Annotated in this window: 16 protein-coding genes; 1 reads left to right on the forward strand and 15 read right to left on the reverse strand. The window is 70.5% G+C overall.

Annotated features, from left to right (window positions below):
• Nucleotides 1-49: 49 nt before the first annotated feature.
• Nucleotides 50-1,642 carry a hypothetical protein gene (locus tag KOL93_RS06000; RefSeq protein ID WP_260405943.1) on the forward strand — a complete coding sequence of 531 codons (1,593 nt, stop codon included), beginning with the start codon at nt 50-52 and terminating at the stop codon, nt 1,640-1,642.
• Here KOL93_RS06000 and KOL93_RS06005 read toward each other — a convergent pair whose 3' ends face one another.
• From KOL93_RS06005 to efp, 15 genes are all read right to left on the reverse strand, one after another.
• On the reverse strand, nt 1,643-3,067 hold the full coding sequence (locus tag KOL93_RS06005) for an RsmB/NOP family class I SAM-dependent RNA methyltransferase (RefSeq protein WP_221584402.1): 1,425 nt from the start codon (nt 3,065-3,067) through the stop codon (nt 1,643-1,645).
• Nucleotides 3,064-4,005, reverse strand: a complete 942-nt coding sequence (gene fmt, locus KOL93_RS06010; RefSeq protein WP_221584403.1) for a methionyl-tRNA formyltransferase — start codon at nt 4,003-4,005, stop codon at nt 3,064-3,066. Before fmt ends, KOL93_RS06005 begins: the two co-directional genes overlap by 4 nt.
• A 37-nt stretch (nt 4,006-4,042) precedes the next feature.
• Complete coding sequence (locus KOL93_RS06015; RefSeq protein WP_308291552.1) at nt 4,043-6,058, reverse strand: primosomal protein N' family DNA-binding protein; 2,016 nt, start codon at nt 6,056-6,058, stop codon at nt 4,043-4,045.
• An 8-nt stretch (nt 6,059-6,066) separates the two neighbouring features.
• Entirely contained in the window at nt 6,067-7,257 is a 1,191-nt protein-coding gene (gene metK / locus KOL93_RS06020; protein ID WP_221584404.1) for a methionine adenosyltransferase, read from the reverse strand.
• A gap of 102 nt (nt 7,258-7,359) precedes the next feature.
• Nucleotides 7,360-7,617 carry a DNA-directed RNA polymerase subunit omega gene (gene rpoZ / locus KOL93_RS06025; protein WP_221584405.1) on the reverse strand — a complete coding sequence of 86 codons (258 nt, stop codon included), beginning with the start codon at nt 7,615-7,617 and terminating at the stop codon, nt 7,360-7,362.
• A gap of 70 nt (nt 7,618-7,687) precedes the next feature.
• On the reverse strand, nt 7,688-8,596 hold the full coding sequence (gmk, locus tag KOL93_RS06030; RefSeq protein WP_221584406.1) for a guanylate kinase: 909 nt from the start codon (nt 8,594-8,596) through the stop codon (nt 7,688-7,690).
• Entirely contained in the window at nt 8,589-9,467 is an 879-nt protein-coding gene (gene pyrF / locus KOL93_RS06035) for an orotidine-5'-phosphate decarboxylase (protein ID WP_221584407.1), read from the reverse strand. The genes gmk and pyrF overlap by 8 nt, the downstream gene beginning before the upstream one ends.
• Nucleotides 9,464-12,745: a carbamoyl-phosphate synthase large subunit gene (carB, locus tag KOL93_RS06040; protein WP_221584408.1), complete on the reverse strand. Its 3,282-nt coding sequence runs from the start codon at nt 12,743-12,745 to the stop codon at nt 9,464-9,466. The genes pyrF and carB overlap by 4 nt, the downstream gene beginning before the upstream one ends.
• Entirely contained in the window at nt 12,738-13,919 is a 1,182-nt protein-coding gene (gene carA / locus KOL93_RS06045) for a glutamine-hydrolyzing carbamoyl-phosphate synthase small subunit (RefSeq protein WP_221584409.1), read from the reverse strand. Before carA ends, carB begins: the two co-directional genes overlap by 8 nt.
• Nucleotides 13,916-14,419 carry a PH-like domain-containing protein gene (locus KOL93_RS06050; protein ID WP_221584410.1) on the reverse strand — a complete coding sequence of 168 codons (504 nt, stop codon included), beginning with the start codon at nt 14,417-14,419 and terminating at the stop codon, nt 13,916-13,918. The genes carA and KOL93_RS06050 overlap by 4 nt, the downstream gene beginning before the upstream one ends.
• Nucleotides 14,416-15,726: a dihydroorotase gene (locus tag KOL93_RS06055; protein ID WP_221584411.1), complete on the reverse strand. Its 1,311-nt coding sequence runs from the start codon at nt 15,724-15,726 to the stop codon at nt 14,416-14,418. The genes KOL93_RS06050 and KOL93_RS06055 overlap by 4 nt, the downstream gene beginning before the upstream one ends.
• Nucleotides 15,723-16,694, reverse strand: a complete 972-nt coding sequence (locus KOL93_RS06060; RefSeq protein WP_221584543.1) for an aspartate carbamoyltransferase catalytic subunit — start codon at nt 16,692-16,694, stop codon at nt 15,723-15,725. The genes KOL93_RS06055 and KOL93_RS06060 overlap by 4 nt, the downstream gene beginning before the upstream one ends.
• Nucleotides 16,694-17,239, reverse strand: a complete 546-nt coding sequence (gene pyrR / locus KOL93_RS06065; protein ID WP_221584412.1) for a bifunctional pyr operon transcriptional regulator/uracil phosphoribosyltransferase PyrR — start codon at nt 17,237-17,239, stop codon at nt 16,694-16,696. Before pyrR ends, KOL93_RS06060 begins: the two co-directional genes overlap by 1 nt.
• Before the next feature lie 60 nt (nt 17,240-17,299).
• Nucleotides 17,300-17,710 (reverse strand): transcription antitermination factor NusB, encoded by a 411-nt coding sequence (nusB, locus tag KOL93_RS06070; protein ID WP_221584413.1) that lies wholly within the window; start codon nt 17,708-17,710, stop codon nt 17,300-17,302.
• Nucleotides 17,711-17,712: 2 nt separating this feature from the next.
• On the reverse strand, nt 17,713-18,276 hold the full coding sequence (gene efp, locus KOL93_RS06075; RefSeq protein WP_221584414.1) for an elongation factor P: 564 nt from the start codon (nt 18,274-18,276) through the stop codon (nt 17,713-17,715).
• Between the last annotated feature and the right edge of the window lie 58 nt (nt 18,277-18,334).

Raw genomic sequence — 18,334 nt, forward strand, 5'->3', positions numbered from 1 at the left:
GGGCGCGGCGCGTGGATATCCTGGATCGCTGACGCAAGGGGGAGGACACATGGGCGAGTTCCCGTGGCAGAAGGGCGGACAGGCCGACGACGCCTTCCGCTGGGACAAGCGGATGCCGTGGCAGCGGGACGAAGCCGCGGAGGGCCCCGGCACGGAGACGGCTGACGAGACCCCTGTCCCGGCGGCGCCGACCGAGCATGACGCGGACGAACCCCTCCCCGCTCCGCTCGATGAATCGGGCGCGGACGCCGCCGACGCCGTGGACGACCTCACCGGCTCCGGCGATTCCGTCCCCACGGCCGACGCGCCTGCCTCTGCCGCCGAGTCGCCGCGGTTCCCCTGGCAGGCGGAGGAGTACAAGCCGGATCGCGTCCCTGTCGCGGCGCCGTCGGAGACCGCCCCCGCTCCCCCGCTCCCCGCTCCGAATACGGAGCCCGCCGCGGCCGTCGTGGAGCCCACGGCAGCCGACGTGTCGGACTCCGTTAGCGCGGAGGCGAGCGTCGCGCCCCCGCCCATGCGCGCCGCACGCCCCATCGGGTCCGCGCCGAACAGCATCCAGAAGCGGAAGCGTCCGGCCGGCGGATCCTCGAAGAAGAACTCGAAGAGCGGCATCTTCGCGTTCGTCTTCCTCGCCGCGGTGGCCGTCCCGATCGGCATCGGCATCTTCTCGTCCGGCGGCGACGGCGAGCCGGAGGAGATCAGCGAATCTGAGCGCGAGGAGGCCGAGCGCGCGATGGAGGACGCCGCCCAGCAGTATCTCGACGCGATCGTGGCCGGCGATGCCGGCGCCGCAGTCGACCTCATGGACGTGGACGTCGACGAGCCTGATGAGTACGCGGACTACGGTCTGCTCACCGACGGTGTGCTCTCCGCGGCGCACGCGAAGAACCCGATGACCGACGCGGTCGCCACCGGCGCGGAGCTCGATGACGAGTACTCCTGGCGCGGAACCGTCGACATCTCCTACACGGCCGGCGACGAGACCGTCGCGACCACGCTCGAGATGTCGGAGACGTACGACGGGGAGATCGGCTGGGGAGTCTCCGCGCACGCGACCGCGATCCACCCCGACGAGACCTCCCTCGGCGGCATCGACCTGCGGATCGCCGGCGAGGAGGTGCCGCTCGACGTCTCCGTGCCGATGTTCCCCGGCGTGTACGAGATGACGACCTCCGCCCCGCACCTCGGCTTCACCCCCATGGAGGGGATCGCGGAGACAGAGGACGGCGTCACGCTCCTCACCGTTCCCGTGGCGGACGACGCCTACCTGGAGCCCACGCTCTCGCCACGCGGCCGAGAGCTCTTCTCCGACGCCGTGGAGGCCTCCCTGACGGACTGTCTCGCCTCGACCGCTGCCGCCGCGCCGTGCGTCCCGGACGGGGAATCGGCGTTCACCGCCGACGAGATCGAGCCGGGAACGGTCACGCGAACTCTCGCGACGCCGTTCGCGGATGAGGAGCTCGACGCGCGGATCGACTACGAGAACCCGATGCGCGCCATGTCGTGGATGTACGTCGAGATCGACGCCGATGCGACGTGCGCCGACGGATCCTCATGCGCCGGCGGCCGGGAGTACACCGGCTACCCCGTCGCCGAGTTCGACGACGCCGGCGAGGTCACGGTCGACTGGGACGACGACTGATCACGCCACGCGGCGGATGAGCGCGAGGAACATCGCGTCGGTGCCGTGGCGGTGCGGCCACAGCTGCGCCACCGGCAGCCCGTCCTCGCGCGCGCCCAGATCGAGGGGGGCGCGCGACACCCGCTGCAGCGCGGCAGGCGCGTCGAGCAGCTCGATGCGGTCGCCCTGCCGCTCGACGACCTCGCGCACGACGCCGCTCGTCTCGGCGAGGTGCGGCGAGCACGTGACGTAGGCCGCCACGCCGCCCGGGGCGAGCGCGTCGATGGCGTGCTCGAGCAGATCCACCTGCAGCGAGGTCAGCTCGGCCACGTCCTCTGGTCGCTTGCGCCAGCGCGCTTCGGGGCGGCGGCGCAGCGCGCCGAGACCGGTGCACGGTGCGTCGACGAGGATCCTGTCGAACTCTCCTGGATGGCGGTCGCCGAATGTGCGACCGTCTCCCACGTGCACGGGGACATCCCCCGGCACGCCTGAGAGAGCCTGGCGCACGAGACCCGCGCGCGCCTCGATCAGCTCGTTCGCCTCCAGTGACGCTCCGGATACGTGCGCCTCGGCCGCGAGCAGGGCCGTCTTGCCGCCCGGCCCCGCGCACAGGTCGAGCCATCGCTCCCCCGCGCGCACGGGCTCGAAACGCGACAGCGCGAGCGCGACGAGCTGAGAGCCTTCGTCCTGCACGCGCAGGGTGCCGCCGGACGCGCGGATGATCGGTTCGGGATCCCCCGACGCGGCGCGGAAGCCGACGGGCGAGTACGGCGTGCGCGGATCGCGCGGTGTCGCGAGCTCCGGGAGCGCCGCCATCGTCACCGTCGGCGACGCGTTGTCGGCATCGAGAAGCGCAGCGAGCTCGCCGTCGCGCCCCTCCGCCTTCAGCGCGCGCCGGAGGGCGCGCAGCACCCACACGGGATGAGAGCTCGTCGCCCCGAGCGCCTCGTCGTCGCTGCGCGCCCCGGACACGATCCGCTCATGCCATTCCTCGGGCGTGTCACGCGAGATCCGGCGCAGCACCGCGTTCGCGAAGCCGGCGCCGCCGCGACCGCTCGCACGCTCCGCGAGCGCGACCGACTCGTTCACGGCGGCGTGCGATGCGACCCGCGTCGACAGCAGCTGATGCGCACCGAGGCGCAGGGCATCGAGAACGGGTCCGTCGATGTCGTCGACGTCGCGCCCCGCGGCCAGCTGGATGATCGCGTCGTACGTGCCCTGGCGGCGCAGCGTGCCGTACGCGAGCTCGGTCGCCAGCCCGGCATCGGCGGACGACAGGGAGCTGCGCTCGATCTCGCGTGGGAGCAGGAGGTTCGCATACGCGTCGGACTCCGCCACGGCACGCAGAACGGTGAAGGCCACCTCGCGCGCGGGCTGGACGCGCGTCGGACGCCGTTCGCCGCCGCCGCGTCGCGGGTGCCGAGGAGGGCGCCTGTCGTCGCTCATGATCCGAGCACCGCCTTGTCGCGCAGGCCGCGATGCCAGTCATCCGCCGCCATCTGCCCCTTGCCGGACGGCTGCACGCGCTCGACGAGGATCGGGTCCGTCGCCGTGCCCACGAGGACTCCGCGGGTCGCGGTCGCGACCTCTCCCGCGGCGAGCGGCCCCGTTTCCTCGGGGGCACGTCTCGCGCGCAGGATCTTGAAGCGGTCGCCGCCGAGCGTCGTGTGCGCGCCGGGCTCGGGGGTGACGCCGCGGAACCGCGCGAGGACCTCGCTCGCCGGCCGGCTCCAGTCCAGACGCGCATCGTCGAGCGACAGCTTCGGCGCGAGAGTCGCGGCGCCCACCTGCGGCCGCGCCTGCGCCGTGCCGTCGGCGATGCGCCCGACGGTGGTGCGGACCAGCTCGGCGCCGATGAGCGACAGCTCGTGAAGGACGTCGCCGGCCGTCTCGTCCTCTGCAGGGCCGTACGCATGCTCCGCGAGGATCTCGCCGGCGTCGAGCTCTTCCACGAGCTGGAACACCGTCGCCCCCGTCTGGGCATCGCCCGCGATGAGGGCGTGCTGGACGGGAGCCGCCCCCCGCCACTTCGGGAGCAGCGAGAAGTGCAGGTTGATCCAGCCGTGGCGAGGCGCCGACAGCAGCGGCTCGCGGACGAGACCTCCGTAGGCCACGATGACGCCGAGATCGGGCTCCAGGGCGAGGATCTCCCTGGTCGCGTCCGCGTCGAGGCGCGCGGCCCGGATGACGGGGATGCCCAGCGCCTCGGCGGCCTGCGCGACGGGCGACGGCGTGACGACCCGCTTGCGCCCGAGCGGTGCGTCGGGGCGGGTGACGACGCCCACGACGTCGACGCCCGATGCGTGCAGCGCCCGGAGCGAGGGGGCGGCGACGTCCGGAGTGCCCGCGAAGACGACGCGGAGAGGTGCGCGAGTGTGCGGCATGACGAGGAGGCGTCCTTTCTCGGCAGCGGATCTGCGTCTAGAGTTCGGGATCGACGACGTCGAGCCGCACAGCGAGTGTATTCGCCGGCGCCCGTGAGCGGCCTGATGCGGATTTCTGCCGAGGCTTCCGCGATCGAGCCTTCATCGCCGCCTGCACGACGGACGCCCGCAGGCTTGCCGCGACGGCGGATCCGCGTGCGTAGTCGAAGCGCACGAGGGCCCGCGACCGGCGGCGCCCCGAGACGTCCTCGAGGGGAACGGGGCCGAGGACGGCATCCGACGCGAGCTCGGGAACATCGTCGCGGAGCTTCCGAAGCGCTTCTTCGACCTGCGGCGTGTCGCCGTCGACACGGGCGACGCGGGCGACGGGCGGCATGTGCAGCGGCGCGCGTTCCGCGAGCTCGGCGCGCGCGTACGCCGGCTGCGACCACGTGGCGAGAGCGCGGGCGACGGGCCCTGTCACGCCGACGAGGTGCACGGTCGCGCCCGGAGCCGCCAGCGCGGCGGCGTTCGACCACCAGCGGAGGCAGGCCTCGCCGATGCGGAGGTCCGGCGCCTGGAGCATGCGGTCGCCGTCGAGCAGGAGCACCGCTCGGTACCCGCCGGGGGCGAGCGGCTCGGCCCCCCGCGTCGCGACGACGAGCGACGGCATGTCGTCGACCTCCTGCACCGGGTGCGCGCCGTCGGCCACGATGACGCGCACGCCGGGGAATGCGCGCCCGAGTTCGTCGGCCGTGCGCTCGGACCCCGACGAGGCGAGCCGCACCCGTGTGGACTCGCAGTGCGCGCACACCCACCGCATCGCGCCCCGTCCGCACCAGCCGCATGTCGGCGTCGCCCCACGCGCGGGGGCGAACAGCGGGCCGCCGCACGGCAGGCATCGCGCCGGCGAACGGCACTCGGCGCAGACGAGCGACGGCGCATACCCGGGCCGCGCGACCTGCACGAGCACGGGACCCGAGTCGATGGCTTCGCGCACCGATCGGAACGCGGCCGAGGGGATCCGCCCCGTCTGCGGCGAGTCCTGCGGTGCGCCGAGCACGACGCGCGGAGACGCGCGACGACGCGCCGGGATGTCGCGGACGAAGCCGATGCCGACGAGCCGCTCGACGTCGGTCGTGCGCGTGTACCCGCAGAACATCAGCGCGCCGCCGTCGAGGCTCTGACGCACAAGCGCCGCATCGCGGGCGTGCACATACGGCGAGAGCGGCTCCTCGAAGAGGGAGTCGCCGTCGTCCCAGAGCGCGATCAGTCCCGGTTGCGACACGGGCGCGTAGACGGCTGACCGGTTGCCGATCACGATGCAGGGCGCGTCCTCGAGCGTGCGGAGGAAGTTCGCGTATCGCTCCGGGCCCGACTGCTGCGCGTCGTGGCGGACGATCGCCGCGTCGGGGACGAGTGTGCGCAGGCGCGCATCGAGGAGGTCGAGGTCACGATGGTCGGGAACCGCGACGATCGCCGACGCCCCGTGCGCGAGCGTGTGGGTCGCGGCGGCCGCCAGCGTCATCGTCCACTCGGGAAGCCCGTTCGAGACTCCGGGAGGCGCGTCGACGGCGACACGGGCTCCCTGTGCGAGTGCATCTGTCAGCTCGGGGTGCCGATCGAGGCAGGCGCTCACGCTCGCGCGCGCGTCCGAGGCGATGACCGGAGCGTCCGCAGGGGGCCCCGCCAGCCACGCCTTCTCCGCGCGCACCATGCGCCGCGGCATCGCGAGGCGCAGGACATCGACCGCGGATCCGGCCGCCCGGTCGGCGACGGCGCGCGCGACCCGGAAGAGCCGGTCGGGCAGCACCACGGCCTCCGACACGACGCTCTCGATCTCGGAGAGCGGCCGGTCTGCGTCGTCCTCCTCGTCGAGCTCGATGACGAACCCTTCGAGCACCCGCCCCGCCGTGCGCAGCGGCACCTTGACGCGCACACCCTGGCTCACCTCGCGCGCGAGCTCGGGCGGAACGGCGTAGTCGAACAGCCGGTCGAGCTGCGGCAGCGGGGAATCGACGAGGATCCGCGCGACGTCGCGCGGACCGCCCGGGATCTCGGAGTCGCTGGCCACGGGCGAGGTCAGAGCCCGGCGGCGGCTCGCAGCTGCTGCGCGCGGTCGGTGCGCTCCCACGTGAAGTCGGAGAGCTCGCGTCCGAAGTGGCCGTAGGCGGCCGTCTGCGCGTAGATGGGGCGCAGCAGGTCGAGGTCGCGGATGATCGCGGCCGGACGCAGATCGAACACGTCGCGGATCGCCGTGGTGATCACCTCGTCGCTCACCGCGCCCGTGCCGAAGGTCTCCACGTAGAGACCCACCGGCTCGGCCTTGCCGATCGCATACGCGATCTGCACCTCGAGCCGCTCAGCGAGTCCCGCGGCGACCGCGTTCTTCGCGACCCATCGCATCGCGTAGGCCGCCGAGCGGTCGACCTTGGAGGGATCCTTGCCGCTGAACGCGCCGCCGCCGTGCCGCGCGGCGCCGCCGTAGGTGTCGATGATGATCTTGCGGCCGGTGAGCCCCGCATCGGCCTTCGGCCCTCCGAGCTCGAAGCTGCCGGACGGATTGATGTGCAGGACCACGCCCGACGTGTCGAGCCCCGTCTGCTCGAGCACGGGGCGGATCACGAGCCGCTCCACCGCCTCGGCGAGATCGTCCTGGGAGATGTCGGGGCTGTGCTGCGTCGAGAGGACCACGGTCTCGACCGTGCGCGGAGTCTGCCCCTCATAGCCGAGCGTGACCTGCGTCTTGCCGTCGGGACGCAGGAAGGCGAGCTCGCCTGACTTCCGGACCTTCGTGAGCCGCTCGGCCATGCGGTGCGCCGTCCAGATCGCCATCGGCATGAGCTCGGGCGTCTCGTTCGTCGCGTAGCCGAACATGATTCCCTGATCGCCCGCGCCCTGCTGGTCGAGCGCATCGCCGTCGTCGCCCGATCGGTGCTCGGCGCTCGTCGTGACGCCGTCGCCGATCTCCTGCGACTGCTCGCCCACCGACACCGTGACGCCGCACGAGTCGGCATCGAATCCCATGTCGCTCGACGTGTACCCGATGCGCCGGATGACGTCGCGCACGATCGACGAGACATCGGCGTAGCCCGACGTCTTGATCTCGCCCGCGACGTGCACGAGGCCCGTCGTGACGAGCGTCTCGACCGCGACGCGTGCGTCCGGGTCCTGAGTCAGCAGCGCGTCGAGGACGCTGTCGCTGATCTGGTCGCAGATCTTGTCGGGGTGACCTTCTGTGACCGACTCGGACGTGAACAGGCGCAGGCTCATGGCAGGACCTCGGAAAAATCGTGGCGGAAGGGGGTGCGGGACAGGATGCCGAGGACCCCCGACATCGGAATGGCGGGGGTCCTCAGAGCGCGCTTCGGCGGGTCACTCCCCCACGGGGCGCAGACGCAGCTTGTCCTGATGGATCTCACGCAGGGAGATCGACAGCGGCTTGTCCTCGACCGCCGAGTCGACGAGCGGGCCGACGTTGTCGAACAGCGAGCCCTCCTGCAGATCGGTGTAGTAGTCGTTGATCTGACGCGCCCGCTTGGAGCTGTAGATCACGAGCTGGTACTTCGAGTCGACGCGGTCGAGCAGCTCGTCGATGGGCGGGTCGATGATGCCCTTGTTCTCCGTGGCCATGTGCCAACCTCCTGGTCGAGGGCCGGAAGAGATCCTCTCCCCTGCCCGATTCTGCGCGCGCGAGAATGCCTCAGCGCGCGGACGCCTGCATCAAGTCTACGACCTGCTCCGCCGCTTCGGCGACATCCTCGTTCACGATGCGGAAGTCGAACTCGCCCTGGGCGGCGAGTTCGGTGCGCGCCGTGCGCAGTCGCCTGGTGCGCTCCTCCTCGGACTCCGTGCCGCGTCCGACGAGACGGTTCACCAGCTCGTCCCAGCTGGGCGGAAGAAGGAATACGAGCGTCGCGCGCGGCTCGGACTCGCGCACCTGGAAGGCGCCCTGCATGTCGATCTCGAGCAGGACCGAGCGCCCCTGCGCCAGGGCTCGATCGATCGGCCCGCGCGGGGTGCCGTAGCGATGCGTGCCGTGCACGGTGGCCCACTCGAGCAGATCGCCGTCCGCGATCATGCGATCGAACTCGGCGTCGTCGACGAAGAAGTAGTGGCGTCCGTCGATCTCGCCCTCACGCGGCGCACGCGTCGTGGCGGAGATGGACAGCAGCACGTCCGGGTGGTTGTCGCGGATATACGCGGCGACGGTGCCCTTTCCGACGGCGGTCGGCCCGGCGAGCACGATGAGGCTGCTCCGGCCCGGGCGCGGCCTCGGATCGGGCGACCGCCGCTCGAGCCACGCCGACAGCGCATCGCGCTGACGCGACCCAAGCCCGCCCAGTCGCTTGACCGGCGAGATCTGCAGTTCCGCGAGGATCCGGTCGCGCTTGCCTTCGCCGATCGCCGGGAGCGCCGTGAGGAACTCGGGCACGCGCAGCGTGCCGGCGGCGGACTGCGCGTCAGCGGTCGCGCGACGCAGCACCTCCTGCGGCGTGACGACACGGGTCGAGAGGTCGCGCTTGAGACTCGCGCGGGCACGGCGCGCGGCGACGGCCTTCCGAGAGGCGGCGACGCGGTCGACCTCTGGCGGCCTGACGGATTCACTCATCCTGATATGGCTCCTGGATGTCAGTCCCCCGTCGTGCTCCCGCGTCGATCGCGACGCGGGCGTGTTCTGCGATCACAGAAGCGATCTTCACAGGCCCAGCCGAGAGAATGCTCCGGCTCTCCGCGACGATGACCGCCTCCGCGAGAGATCCATAGACAGCTCCCAGGTGGGCGACGTCGGCGCCCTGATGTCCGAAGCCCGGCGCGAGGATCGGCGCGACCGGCGCGAACGGGCGGATCCCGGCTTCCGCCCAGTCGACCGTGGCGCCGATCACGAAGCCAGCGCTCCCCCACTCGTCGTCCGCGGTGTGTGCGCTGTTGATGTCGGAGACCTCGTCGATCACGCGCTGCGAGACGGTGCGCCCCTCGGCATCGACGGCGCGCTGCGCGCCGGCCGCCTCCGGATTGCTCGTCGCCGCGAGGACGAAGATGCCCTTGCCGTTGGCGTAGGCGAGATCGATCGCGCCGCTCACGGCGCCGACGCCGAGATAGGGGCTCACGGTGAGTGCGTCCGCCTCCAGCGGAGCGCCCGGAGTGAGCCAGGCCGACGCGTAGGCATCCATCGTGGATCCGATGTCGCCGCGCTTGGCGTCGGCGATCACCAGGAGTCCCGCTGCGCGCGCGGCCGCCATCACGGACTCGAGGGCCTGGATCCCTGCGGATCCGTACCGCTCGAAGAACGACACCTGAGGCTTCACGAAGGCCGCGCGTCCGGCCGCGGCCTCGACGACGCGCAGACCGAACTCGCGCACGCCGTCCGCGTCGCGGCCGAGGCCCCAGTCGTCGAGCAGGCGGGCGTGGGGATCGATTCCCACGCACAGGGGCCCGCGCTGCGCCATGGCGGCGCGGGCCCGCTGTCCGAAGCTCGTCACGCGACGCGCTCCGCTTGGAACTCCTGCAGGCTCTTGACCGCGAAGCCGGCGCGCTGCGATCCCATCGCGCTCACGGCGGCGCCCAGCGTGGCGATCGTGGTGAACAGCGCCTTGTCGGCCCCCACGGCGGCCGCGCGGATCTCGTACCCGTCGGCGCGCGCGGACATCCCGCTCGGGGTGTTCACGATGATGTCGACCTCGCCGCGTCCGATCAGGTCGACGACGTTGTCCTCGCCGGTGTCCTGCGTCGCGCTGAACTTGTTGACGAGCTCGACGCGGATGCCGTTGCGGGCAAGGATCTCCGCCGTGCCGCTCGTCGCGAGCAGACGGAACCCGAGCTCCTGCAGACGGTGCGCCGGCAGGATGACATCGCGCTTGTCGCTGTCGGCCACCGAGATGAACACCGTGCCGCTCGTCGGGATGCCGCCGTACGCGGCGGCCTGGCTCTTGGCGAACGCGGTCGGGAAGTCGCGGTCGATTCCCATAACCTCGCCCGTCGAGCGCATCTCCGGGCCGAGAACCGAGTCGACGATCTGTCCGTCCGCCGTGCGGAAGCGCTTGAACGGCAGGACGGCTTCCTTGACGGACACCGGAGCGTCCAGCGGGATCCGGGATCCGTCGATCTCCGGCAGCATGCCGGCCGCGCGCAGCTCGGCGATCGAGGATCCCACCATGACCCGGCTCGCGGCCTTCGCGAGCTGGATCCCCAGCGCCTTCGACACGAACGGAACCGTGCGGCTCGCGCGCGGGTTCGCCTCGATGACGTAGAGGACGCCCGCGCTCATGGCGTACTGGACGTTGAGGAGACCACGCACGCCGACGCCCTCGGCGATCGCGCGCGTCGCATCCACGACGCGGTCGATCACGCTGCGACCCAGCGACATGGGCGGGAGGGCGCACGACGAGTCACCCGAGTGAATCCCGGCCTCCTCGAGGTGCTCCATGATGCCGCCGACGTAGAGCTCCTCGCCGTCGTACAGCGCGTCGACGTCGATCTCGACCGCGTCATCGAGGAACCGGTCGACGAGAAGCGGCGCGTCGTGGCCGATGATCGCGCTGGCCTCGATCCGCGCGAAGTAGTCGCGCAGGCTCGTGGTGTCGTACACGATCTCCATGCCGCGACCGCCCAGCACGAACGACGGGCGCACGAGCACGGGATAGCCGATCTCCTCGGCGATCTGGACGGCCTCCTCCTCGCTCGTGGCGGTCCCGTTGCGCGGCGCCACGAGGCCGCCGCGTTCGAGGATCTCGCCGAAGAGCTTGCGGTCCTCGGCGAGGTCGATCGCCGCGGGGCTCGTGCCGAGCACGGCGTATCCGGCGTCCTGGATGCCCTGCGCGAGACCGAGGGGCGTCTGTCCGCCGAGCTGGCACACCACGCCGACGATCTCGCCCGAGCGGGATTCGGCGTGCAGGACCTCGAGGACGTCCTCGAGAGTGAGCGGCTCGAAGTACAGCCGGTCGGACGTGTCGTAGTCGGTCGACACGGTCTCGGGGTTGCAGTTGACCATGACGGTCTCGAACCCCGCGTCGCTCAGTGCGAACGATGCGTGGACGCACGAGTAGTCGAACTCCACACCCTGGCCGATGCGGTTCGGACCGGACCCGATGATCACGACCTTGCGACGGTCCGACGGGACGACCTCGGTCTCGGCGTCGTACGACGAGTAGTGGTACGGCGTGAGCGCAGGGAACTCTCCCGCACACGTGTCGACCGTCTTGAACACCGGACGGATCCCGAGCGCGTAGCGCGCCTCGCGCACCTCGGGCTCGGAGAGCCCGCGCAGCTGACCGATCTGCGCATCGGAGAAGCCGTGCTCCTTCGCGAGGCGGAAGGCCCGCTCATCGAGTTCGTCCGCGCCGTGGATGGCAGAAGCGACCTCGTTGATCAGCACGATCTGATCGAGGAACCACGGGTCGATCTTCGTCGCGGCGAACACCTGCTCTGCTGTCGCGCCCAGGCGGAGCGCCTGCTGCACGTCGACGATGCGGCCGTCGGTCGGCGTCTGCATCGAGTGGAGCAGGTCGGCCACGGAGCGCGACTGCTCGCCCCAGTGGAACGAGGATCCGCGCTTCTCGATCGAGCGGAGAGCCTTCTGCAGGGCCGTCGTGTAGTTGCGGCCGATCGCCATCGCCTCGCCGACCGACTTCATCGTCGTCGTGAGGGTCGGATCCGCCGCGGGGAACTTCTCGAACGCGAAGCGCGGGACCTTGACGACGACGTAGTCGAGCGTGGGCTCGAACGACGCGGGAGTCACTCCTGTGATGTCGTTGGGCACCTCGTCGAGGCGGTAGCCGAGAGCGAGCTTCGCGGCGAGCTTCGCGATCGGGAACCCCGTCGCCTTGGAGGCGAGGGCCGACGAACGCGAGACGCGCGGGTTCATCTCGATGACGATGATGCGTCCGTCATCGGGGTTGATCGCGAACTGGATGTTGCAGCCGCCCGTGTCGACGCCCACCGCGCGGATGATGTCGATGCCGATGTCGCGGAGGCTCTGATATTCGCGGTCGGTCAGGGTGAGGGACGGCGCGACCGTGATCGAATCGCCCGTGTGGACGCCGACCGGGTCGACGTTCTCGATCGAGCAGACGACCACGGTGTTGTCGGCCGTATCGCGCATGAGCTCGAGCTCGTACTCCTTCCACCCGAGGATCGACTCCTCGAGCAGGACCTCCGTCGTCGTCGATTCGACGAGGCCCTGACCGGCCATGCGACGCAGCTCGGTCTCGTTGTACGCGAAGCCGGAGCCGAGACCGCCCATCGTGAACGAGGGGCGCACGACCATCGGGTAGCCGAGATCGTCCGCGGCCGCGAGCACCTCGTCCATCGTGTGGGCGATGCGGCTGCGCGCGACGTCGGCGCCCGACTCGATCACGAGCTCCTTGAACACCTGTCGGTCCTCGCCCTTGCGGATCGCGTCGACGTTCGCGCCGATCAGCTCGACGTCGTGCTTCTCGAGGAGTCCGCGCTCGTGAAGCGCCATCGCCGCGTTCAGCGCCGTCTGGCCGCCGAGCGTCGGGAGGATCGCGTCGGGCCTCTCCTTGACGATGATCGATTCGATGACCTCGGGCGTGATCGGCTCGATGTAGGTCGCGTCCGCGAAGTCGGGGTCCGTCATGATCGTCGCAGGATTCGAGTTGACGAGGATGACGCGCACGCCCTCCTCGCGCAGCACGCGGCATGCCTGCGTGCCGGAGTAGTCGAACTCGCACGCCTGGCCGATGACGATCGGCCCGGATCCGATGACGAGAACGGACTGGATGTCGTCGCGCTTAGGCATGTGCGCCCTTCTTGCTGAGGGACTCGATGACGAGGTCCCGGAAACGGTCGAACAGGTAGTTGGCGTCGTGGGGTCCACCCGCGGCCTCGGGGTGGTACTGCACCGAGAAGGCGGGGATGTCGAGGGCGCGCAGACCCTCCACGACATCGTCGTTGAGACCCACATGGCTGACCTCGACGCGGCCGAAGCCCGCGGGGCTGTCGAACACGCCCTCCGTGGGCGCCTCGACCGCGAAGCCATGGTTGTGCGCGGTGATCTCGACGCGTCCGGTCTGCTTGTCGCGGACGGGCTGGTTGATGCCGCGGTGGCCGAACGGCAGCTTGTACGTGCCGAGGCCCAGCGCGCGGCCGAGCAGCTGGTTGCCGAAGCAGATGCCGAAGAACGGCAGCCCGTCGCGCAGGACGCCCTGGAGGAGTTCGACGTGACCGGCGCTGGCGGCCGGGTCTCCCGGGCCGTTCGAGTAGAACACCGCGACAGGGTCGATCGCACGCAGCTCTTCGGCCGTGACGGACTGCGGAAGCACGTGGACCTCGAAGCCGCGGCGCGCGAGGTTCTCGACTGTGGCCTGCTTGATGCCGAGGTCGACCACCGCGAGGTTGCCGAGACGCTCTCCCGCCGCGGGCGTGACGGCCGCAACCTCGACCGACACCTGCGAGGAGAGGTTCTGGCCGGCCATCTCGGGCGCGTCCTGGACGATGCGGAGCTGCTCGTCGTCCGGCAGCGCGGCCGCGTCACCGGAGAAGACGCCGCCGCGCATGGATCCTTCCGCGCGGATCCGGCGCGTCACCGCGCGGGTGTCGATTCCGGAGATTCCGACGATCTCGTCGCGTTCGAGGGCCGCATCGAGCGACTCGTCGGCACGCCAGTTCGAGACGACGCGCGAGGGGTCCCGCACGATGTAGCCGGCGACCCAGATGCGACGGGACTCGGGGTCCTCGTCGTTGACGCCCGTGTTGCCGATGTGCGGCGCGGTCTGCAGCACGATCTGACCCGCGTAGGAGGGGTCAGTGAGGGTCTCCTGATAGCCGGTCATGCCGGTCGAGAACACGACCTCGCCGAGCGTCGTGCCGCGCGCGCCATAGGCGTACCCCTCGTAGCGCGCGCCGTCCTCGAGGACGAGGACCGCCCGGTCGCGGTCGAGGAGAGAGGTGAGAGTGGAGGAGGTGGAGGTCATCGGATAGCTCCTGTGGGTGTGTCTGCTGCGGCGATCTGCTCGATCGCCGCGACGAGCGCTGCAGGATCGGACTCTTGCAGGCGCAGATAGGTGTCGAGGATCTGGGTTCCGTCCGTCCAGGCGACGAGCACGAGCCCGTCGCGCTCGACGACGCGGTCGATCGTCCAGGTGGCGCGACCGGCGCCGACGAGATGGCCGGCGGTGAGGAAGACGGGGGTCTCCCCGGGCATGGACAGCCCGACGCCGTCGGTCGTCACCGTGATGTCGACCTTTGCGCGGAACGCGAGCGGCGGGGTGGCGATGCGGTCGAGAGGCGCGTCGTGGCGGGTGGTCGAGACGTAGAGGCCCGAGAACGTCGCCGTCGCCTCGCCCACGAGCTCGCCGAGCGGAACGGCGACATCTGCGTCCCGGCGTCGTCGGCGACGCCACCCCCACACCATGAGCGCGAGGCCGATCACGGCGATCGCGAGCATGATGATCGAGGCGATCTCGCGGGTCATGCGCCGCCGCCAGCGAGGTCGACGACCTCGCCGTCGGCGAGGGTCGGGTACCCACGATGGATCGTCCATCGCACGCTGCCGGGGAGCTCGCGCCCGAGGTAGGGCGAGTTACGGCTGCGTCCTCGCAGGTCGGACGTCTGGAAATCGGCGCGCGGCGAGGGGTCGTAGAGCGTGAGCTCTGCCGGCTGCCCCGCTTCGATCGGCGTGCCGTGCCCGTCGAGACCGCCGATGCGCGCCGGTGTCGAGGACAGCACGCGCGCGACGTCGTCCCAGCCGAACGGTCCGTCGTCGACCATCGTTTCGTGCACGATGCGCACGGCGGATTCCAGCCCGACCATGCCGTGCGCTGCTGCGGCCCACTCGGCGCTCTTCGACTCCGCCGGGTGCGGTGCGTGATCGGTCGCGACGATGTCGATCGTGCCGTCGGCCAGTCCCTCGCGCACGGCCAGGACGTCCTCCTGGCGACGCAGCGGCGGATTGACCTTGAAGCGCGCGTCGTATCCGCGCGCGTGCTCGTCCGTCAGCAGGAGATGATGCGGCGTCACCTCCGCCGTGACGTCGATGCCGCGCTTCTTCGCCCAGCGGACGATGTCGACGCTGCCCGCCGTCGAGAGGTGGCAGACGTGCAGACGGGATCCGACGTGCTCGGCGAGCAGGACATCCCGCGCGATGATCGACTCCTCGGCCACGGCGGGCCAGCCGGCGAGGCCGAGTTCGGCCGAGACGACGCCCTCATTCATCTGAGCGCCCTCGGTGAGACGAGGATCCTGGGCGTGCTGCGCGATCACGCCGCCGAAGGACTTCACATACTCGAGCGCGCGGCGCATGATCAGCGGATCCCACACGCAGAAGCCGTCGTCGCTGAAGACGCGCACACGCGCTCGCGACTCGGCCATCGCGCCGAGCTCCGCGAGTGCGACGCCCTTCTGGCCGACCGTGACGGCGCCGATGGGCTGGACGGTCGCGTAGCCCGCCGCCTCTCCGAGAGCGAGCTCCTGCTCGACGACTCCCGCGGCATCGGCCACGGGGTGCGTGTTCGGCATCGCGAAGACCGCCGTGAAGCCTCCTGCCGCTGCCGCACGCGTGCCGGTTGCGATCGTCTCGCTCGCCTCGAAGCCGGGCTCGCGCAGGTGTGTGTGCAGGTCGACGAGGCCGCGGATCGCCACGAGCCCGTCGGCGTCGATCGTACGCGCGCCCGCGCTGCTGAGGCCGGCTCCGACCTCCGAGATCCGTCCGTCCTCGATGAGGATGTCGGCACGTTCGCCGCCCTCGATCGCGGCTCCCTGGATGAGGAGCACCTCGCTCATCGGTCCTCCTTCTGATCGGTTCCTGCCCGCTCCCCCGCCAGCAGCAGGTAGAGCACCGCCATGCGCACGGATACGCCGTTCGTGACCTGCTCGCGCACGGTCGCGCGGGGCGAATCCGCCGCTTCCGCGCAGATCTCGAGCCCGCGGTTCATCGGCCCGGGATGCATCACAATCGTATCGTCCGGCAGCGCACGCAGACGGACGGGGTCGAGTCCCCACATCCGCGCATATTCGCGCTCAGACGGGAAGAACGCGGCGTTCATGCGCTCGAGCTGAATACGGAGCATCATGATCGCGTCGGGTCCGTCGGCGACGGCCTCGTCGAGGCTGTAGCGGACACGCGCGGGCCATCGTGAAACGTCCTGCGGGACGAGAGTGGGAGGCGCGACGAGCGTGACCTCGGCGCCGAGCGCGTCGAGGAGCCAGACGTTCGACCGAGCGACGCGCGAGTGGAGGACATCCCCCACGATCGCGACCCGGTAGCCCGCGAGGTCGCGGCCGCGGCTCGCGCCCGCGCCATAGCGACGACGCCGCATCGTGAACGCGTCGAGCAGCGCCTGCGTGGGGTGCTCGTGCGTACCGTCTCCGGCGTTGACGACCCCGGCATCGATCCACCCGCTCGTCGCCAGGGTGCGCGGTGCCCCCGATGCGCCGTGGCGGACGACGACGGCATCCGCGCTCATCGCCTGGAGCGTCTGAGCGGTGTCCTGCAGGCTCTCGCCCTTCGAGACGCTCGAGCCCTTCGCGGAGAAGTTGATCACGTCGGCGGAGAGGCGCTTCGCGGCCGCTTCGAACGAGATGCGGGTGCGGGTCGAGTCCTCGAAGAAGAGGTTCACGACGGTCTTGCCGCGCAGCGTCGGCAGCTTCTTCACCTCGCGGCCCTGGGTCTCGGCCATGTCCTCGGCGACGTCGAGGATCCGGATCGCGTCCTCACGTGCGAGCGTCCGGGTGTCGAGCAGGTGGCGCATCATGCGTCCCTCCCCGAGGCGTCGATCGTGACCTCGTCGACGCCGTCCACCTCGGTGACGCGCACGTTGACGCGCTCGGAGCGCGCAGACGGCAGGTTCTTGCCCACGAAATCGGGCCGGATCGGCAGCTCGCGGTGTCCGCGATCGACGAGGATCGCGAGGCGCACCGCCGACGGGCGGCCGATGTCGCCGAGGGCGTCGAGCGCCGCGCGGATCGACCGGCCCGAGAAGAGCACGTCGTCGACGAGCACCACCACGCGGCCGTCGACCCCGGCGTCGGGGATCGATGTCGGCTGCGGCGTCCGCGTCGGGTGCTGGGCGAGATCGTCGCGATGCATCGTGACGTCCAGCTGTCCGACCGGGACGGCGGCGCCGCCGAATCGCTCGATCAGCGTGGCCAGGCGTTCCGCGAGCGCGACGCCGCGCGTGGGGATCCCGAGGAGGACGAGGCCATCCGGCCCCTTGTTCGACTCGAGGATCTCGTGAGCGATGCGCGTGAGCGCACGCAGGATATCGGCTTCATGCAGCACGGTTCTCGTGCTCATCTGCCGCTCCCTTCTCCGCCTCACAGGACGGGGTTAAAGGTGCAGGTGTGACGAGTCTATTCAGTTCGAGCGGGCGATGCGCGCCAGCACGCCGTGCACGAAGGCCCCCGACTCGTCGGTCGAGAGATCCTTCGCGAGCTCGACGGCCTCATCGATCGCGACCGCCGTCGGCACCTCGTCATTCCAGAGGAGCTCCCACGTGCCGATGCGCAGAAGCGAGCGGTCGACTGTGGGCATGCGATCGAGCTTCCAATCGCGGCTGTGCGTCGTGATCTGCTCGTCGATCTCGTCGCCGTGGTCGATGACGCCGTCGACGATCTCGCGGGCATACAGCCAGGAGGCCTCGCGCTCGGGCTCGCTCGCGGCGCGCTTGGCCTCGGCTGCGAGGGCGACAGCCAGTGCGTCGCCGCGGACGTCAGCCGAGAACAGGATGTCCAGCGCGCGCTTGCGCGCTTTGGTACGGGAGCTCACAGTCAGTCGTTCACACGGCCGAGGTAGTCGCCCGTGCGGGTGTCGACCTTGACCTTCGTGCCCTGGTCGACGAAGAGAGGGACCTGGATCTCCGCGCCCGTCTCGACCGTCGCCGGCTTGTTGCCCGCGTTCGAGCGGTCGCCCTGCAGGCCCGGCTCGGTGTAGGTGATCTCGAGCACGACCGACGGCGGCATCTCGATGTAGAGCGGCAGCCCGTCGTGCATCGCGATCGTGACGTTCATGTTCTCGAGGAGGAACCGCGCTGCGTCGCCCACGACCTTGTCGGACACGTTGATCTGGTCGTAGTCCTTGACGTCCATGAACACGAAGCTCTCGCCGTCGTTGTACAGGTACTGGTAGTCGCTGCGGTCGACGTTCTGGATGTCGACCTTGGCGCCGGCGTTGAACGTCTTGTCGACGACCTTGCCCGAGACGACGTTCTTGAGCTTGGTGCGCACGAACGCACCGCCCTTGCCCGGCTTCACATGCTGGAACTCCACGACGCTCCAGAGCTGTCCGTCGATCGAGAGGACGACGCCATTGCGGATGTCTGCGGTCGATGCCATGAGTGGGAAGTTCCGTTTCGTCGATATGAGCGGTGCGAGGGCCGCGAGGGCCCAAGGG

This window comes from Microbacterium salitolerans (genome assembly GCF_019720895.1).
Taxonomy (GTDB): Bacteria; Actinomycetota; Actinomycetes; order Actinomycetales; family Microbacteriaceae; genus Microbacterium.

Coding starts and splice junctions, on each gene's coding strand:
- pyrR (WP_221584412.1), bottom strand. CDS start 17,239: ATGAGCACGAGAACCGTGCTGCATGAAGCCGATATCCTGCGTGCGCTC.
- rpoZ (WP_221584405.1), bottom strand. CDS start 7,617: ATGGCCACGGAGAACAAGGGCATCATCGACCCGCCCATCGACGAGCTG.
- metK (WP_221584404.1), bottom strand. CDS start 7,257: ATGAGCCTGCGCCTGTTCACGTCCGAGTCGGTCACAGAAGGTCACCCC.
- gmk (WP_221584406.1), bottom strand. CDS start 8,596: ATGAGTGAATCCGTCAGGCCGCCAGAGGTCGACCGCGTCGCCGCCTCT.
- KOL93_RS06005 (WP_221584402.1), bottom strand. CDS start 3,067: ATGAGCGACGACAGGCGCCCTCCTCGGCACCCGCGACGCGGCGGCGGC.
- carA (WP_221584409.1), bottom strand. CDS start 13,919: ATGACCTCCACCTCCTCCACTCTCACCTCTCTCCTCGACCGCGACCGG.
- KOL93_RS06060 (WP_221584543.1), bottom strand. CDS start 16,694: ATGCGCCACCTGCTCGACACCCGGACGCTCGCACGTGAGGACGCGATC.
- carB (WP_221584408.1), bottom strand. CDS start 12,745: ATGCCTAAGCGCGACGACATCCAGTCCGTTCTCGTCATCGGATCCGGG.
- KOL93_RS06055 (WP_221584411.1), bottom strand. CDS start 15,726: ATGAGCGAGGTGCTCCTCATCCAGGGAGCCGCGATCGAGGGCGGCGAA.
- KOL93_RS06000 (WP_260405943.1), top strand. CDS start 50: ATGGGCGAGTTCCCGTGGCAGAAGGGCGGACAGGCCGACGACGCCTTC.
- fmt (WP_221584403.1), bottom strand. CDS start 4,005: ATGCCGCACACTCGCGCACCTCTCCGCGTCGTCTTCGCGGGCACTCCG.
- efp (WP_221584414.1), bottom strand. CDS start 18,276: ATGGCATCGACCGCAGACATCCGCAATGGCGTCGTCCTCTCGATCGAC.
- KOL93_RS06050 (WP_221584410.1), bottom strand. CDS start 14,419: ATGACCCGCGAGATCGCCTCGATCATCATGCTCGCGATCGCCGTGATC.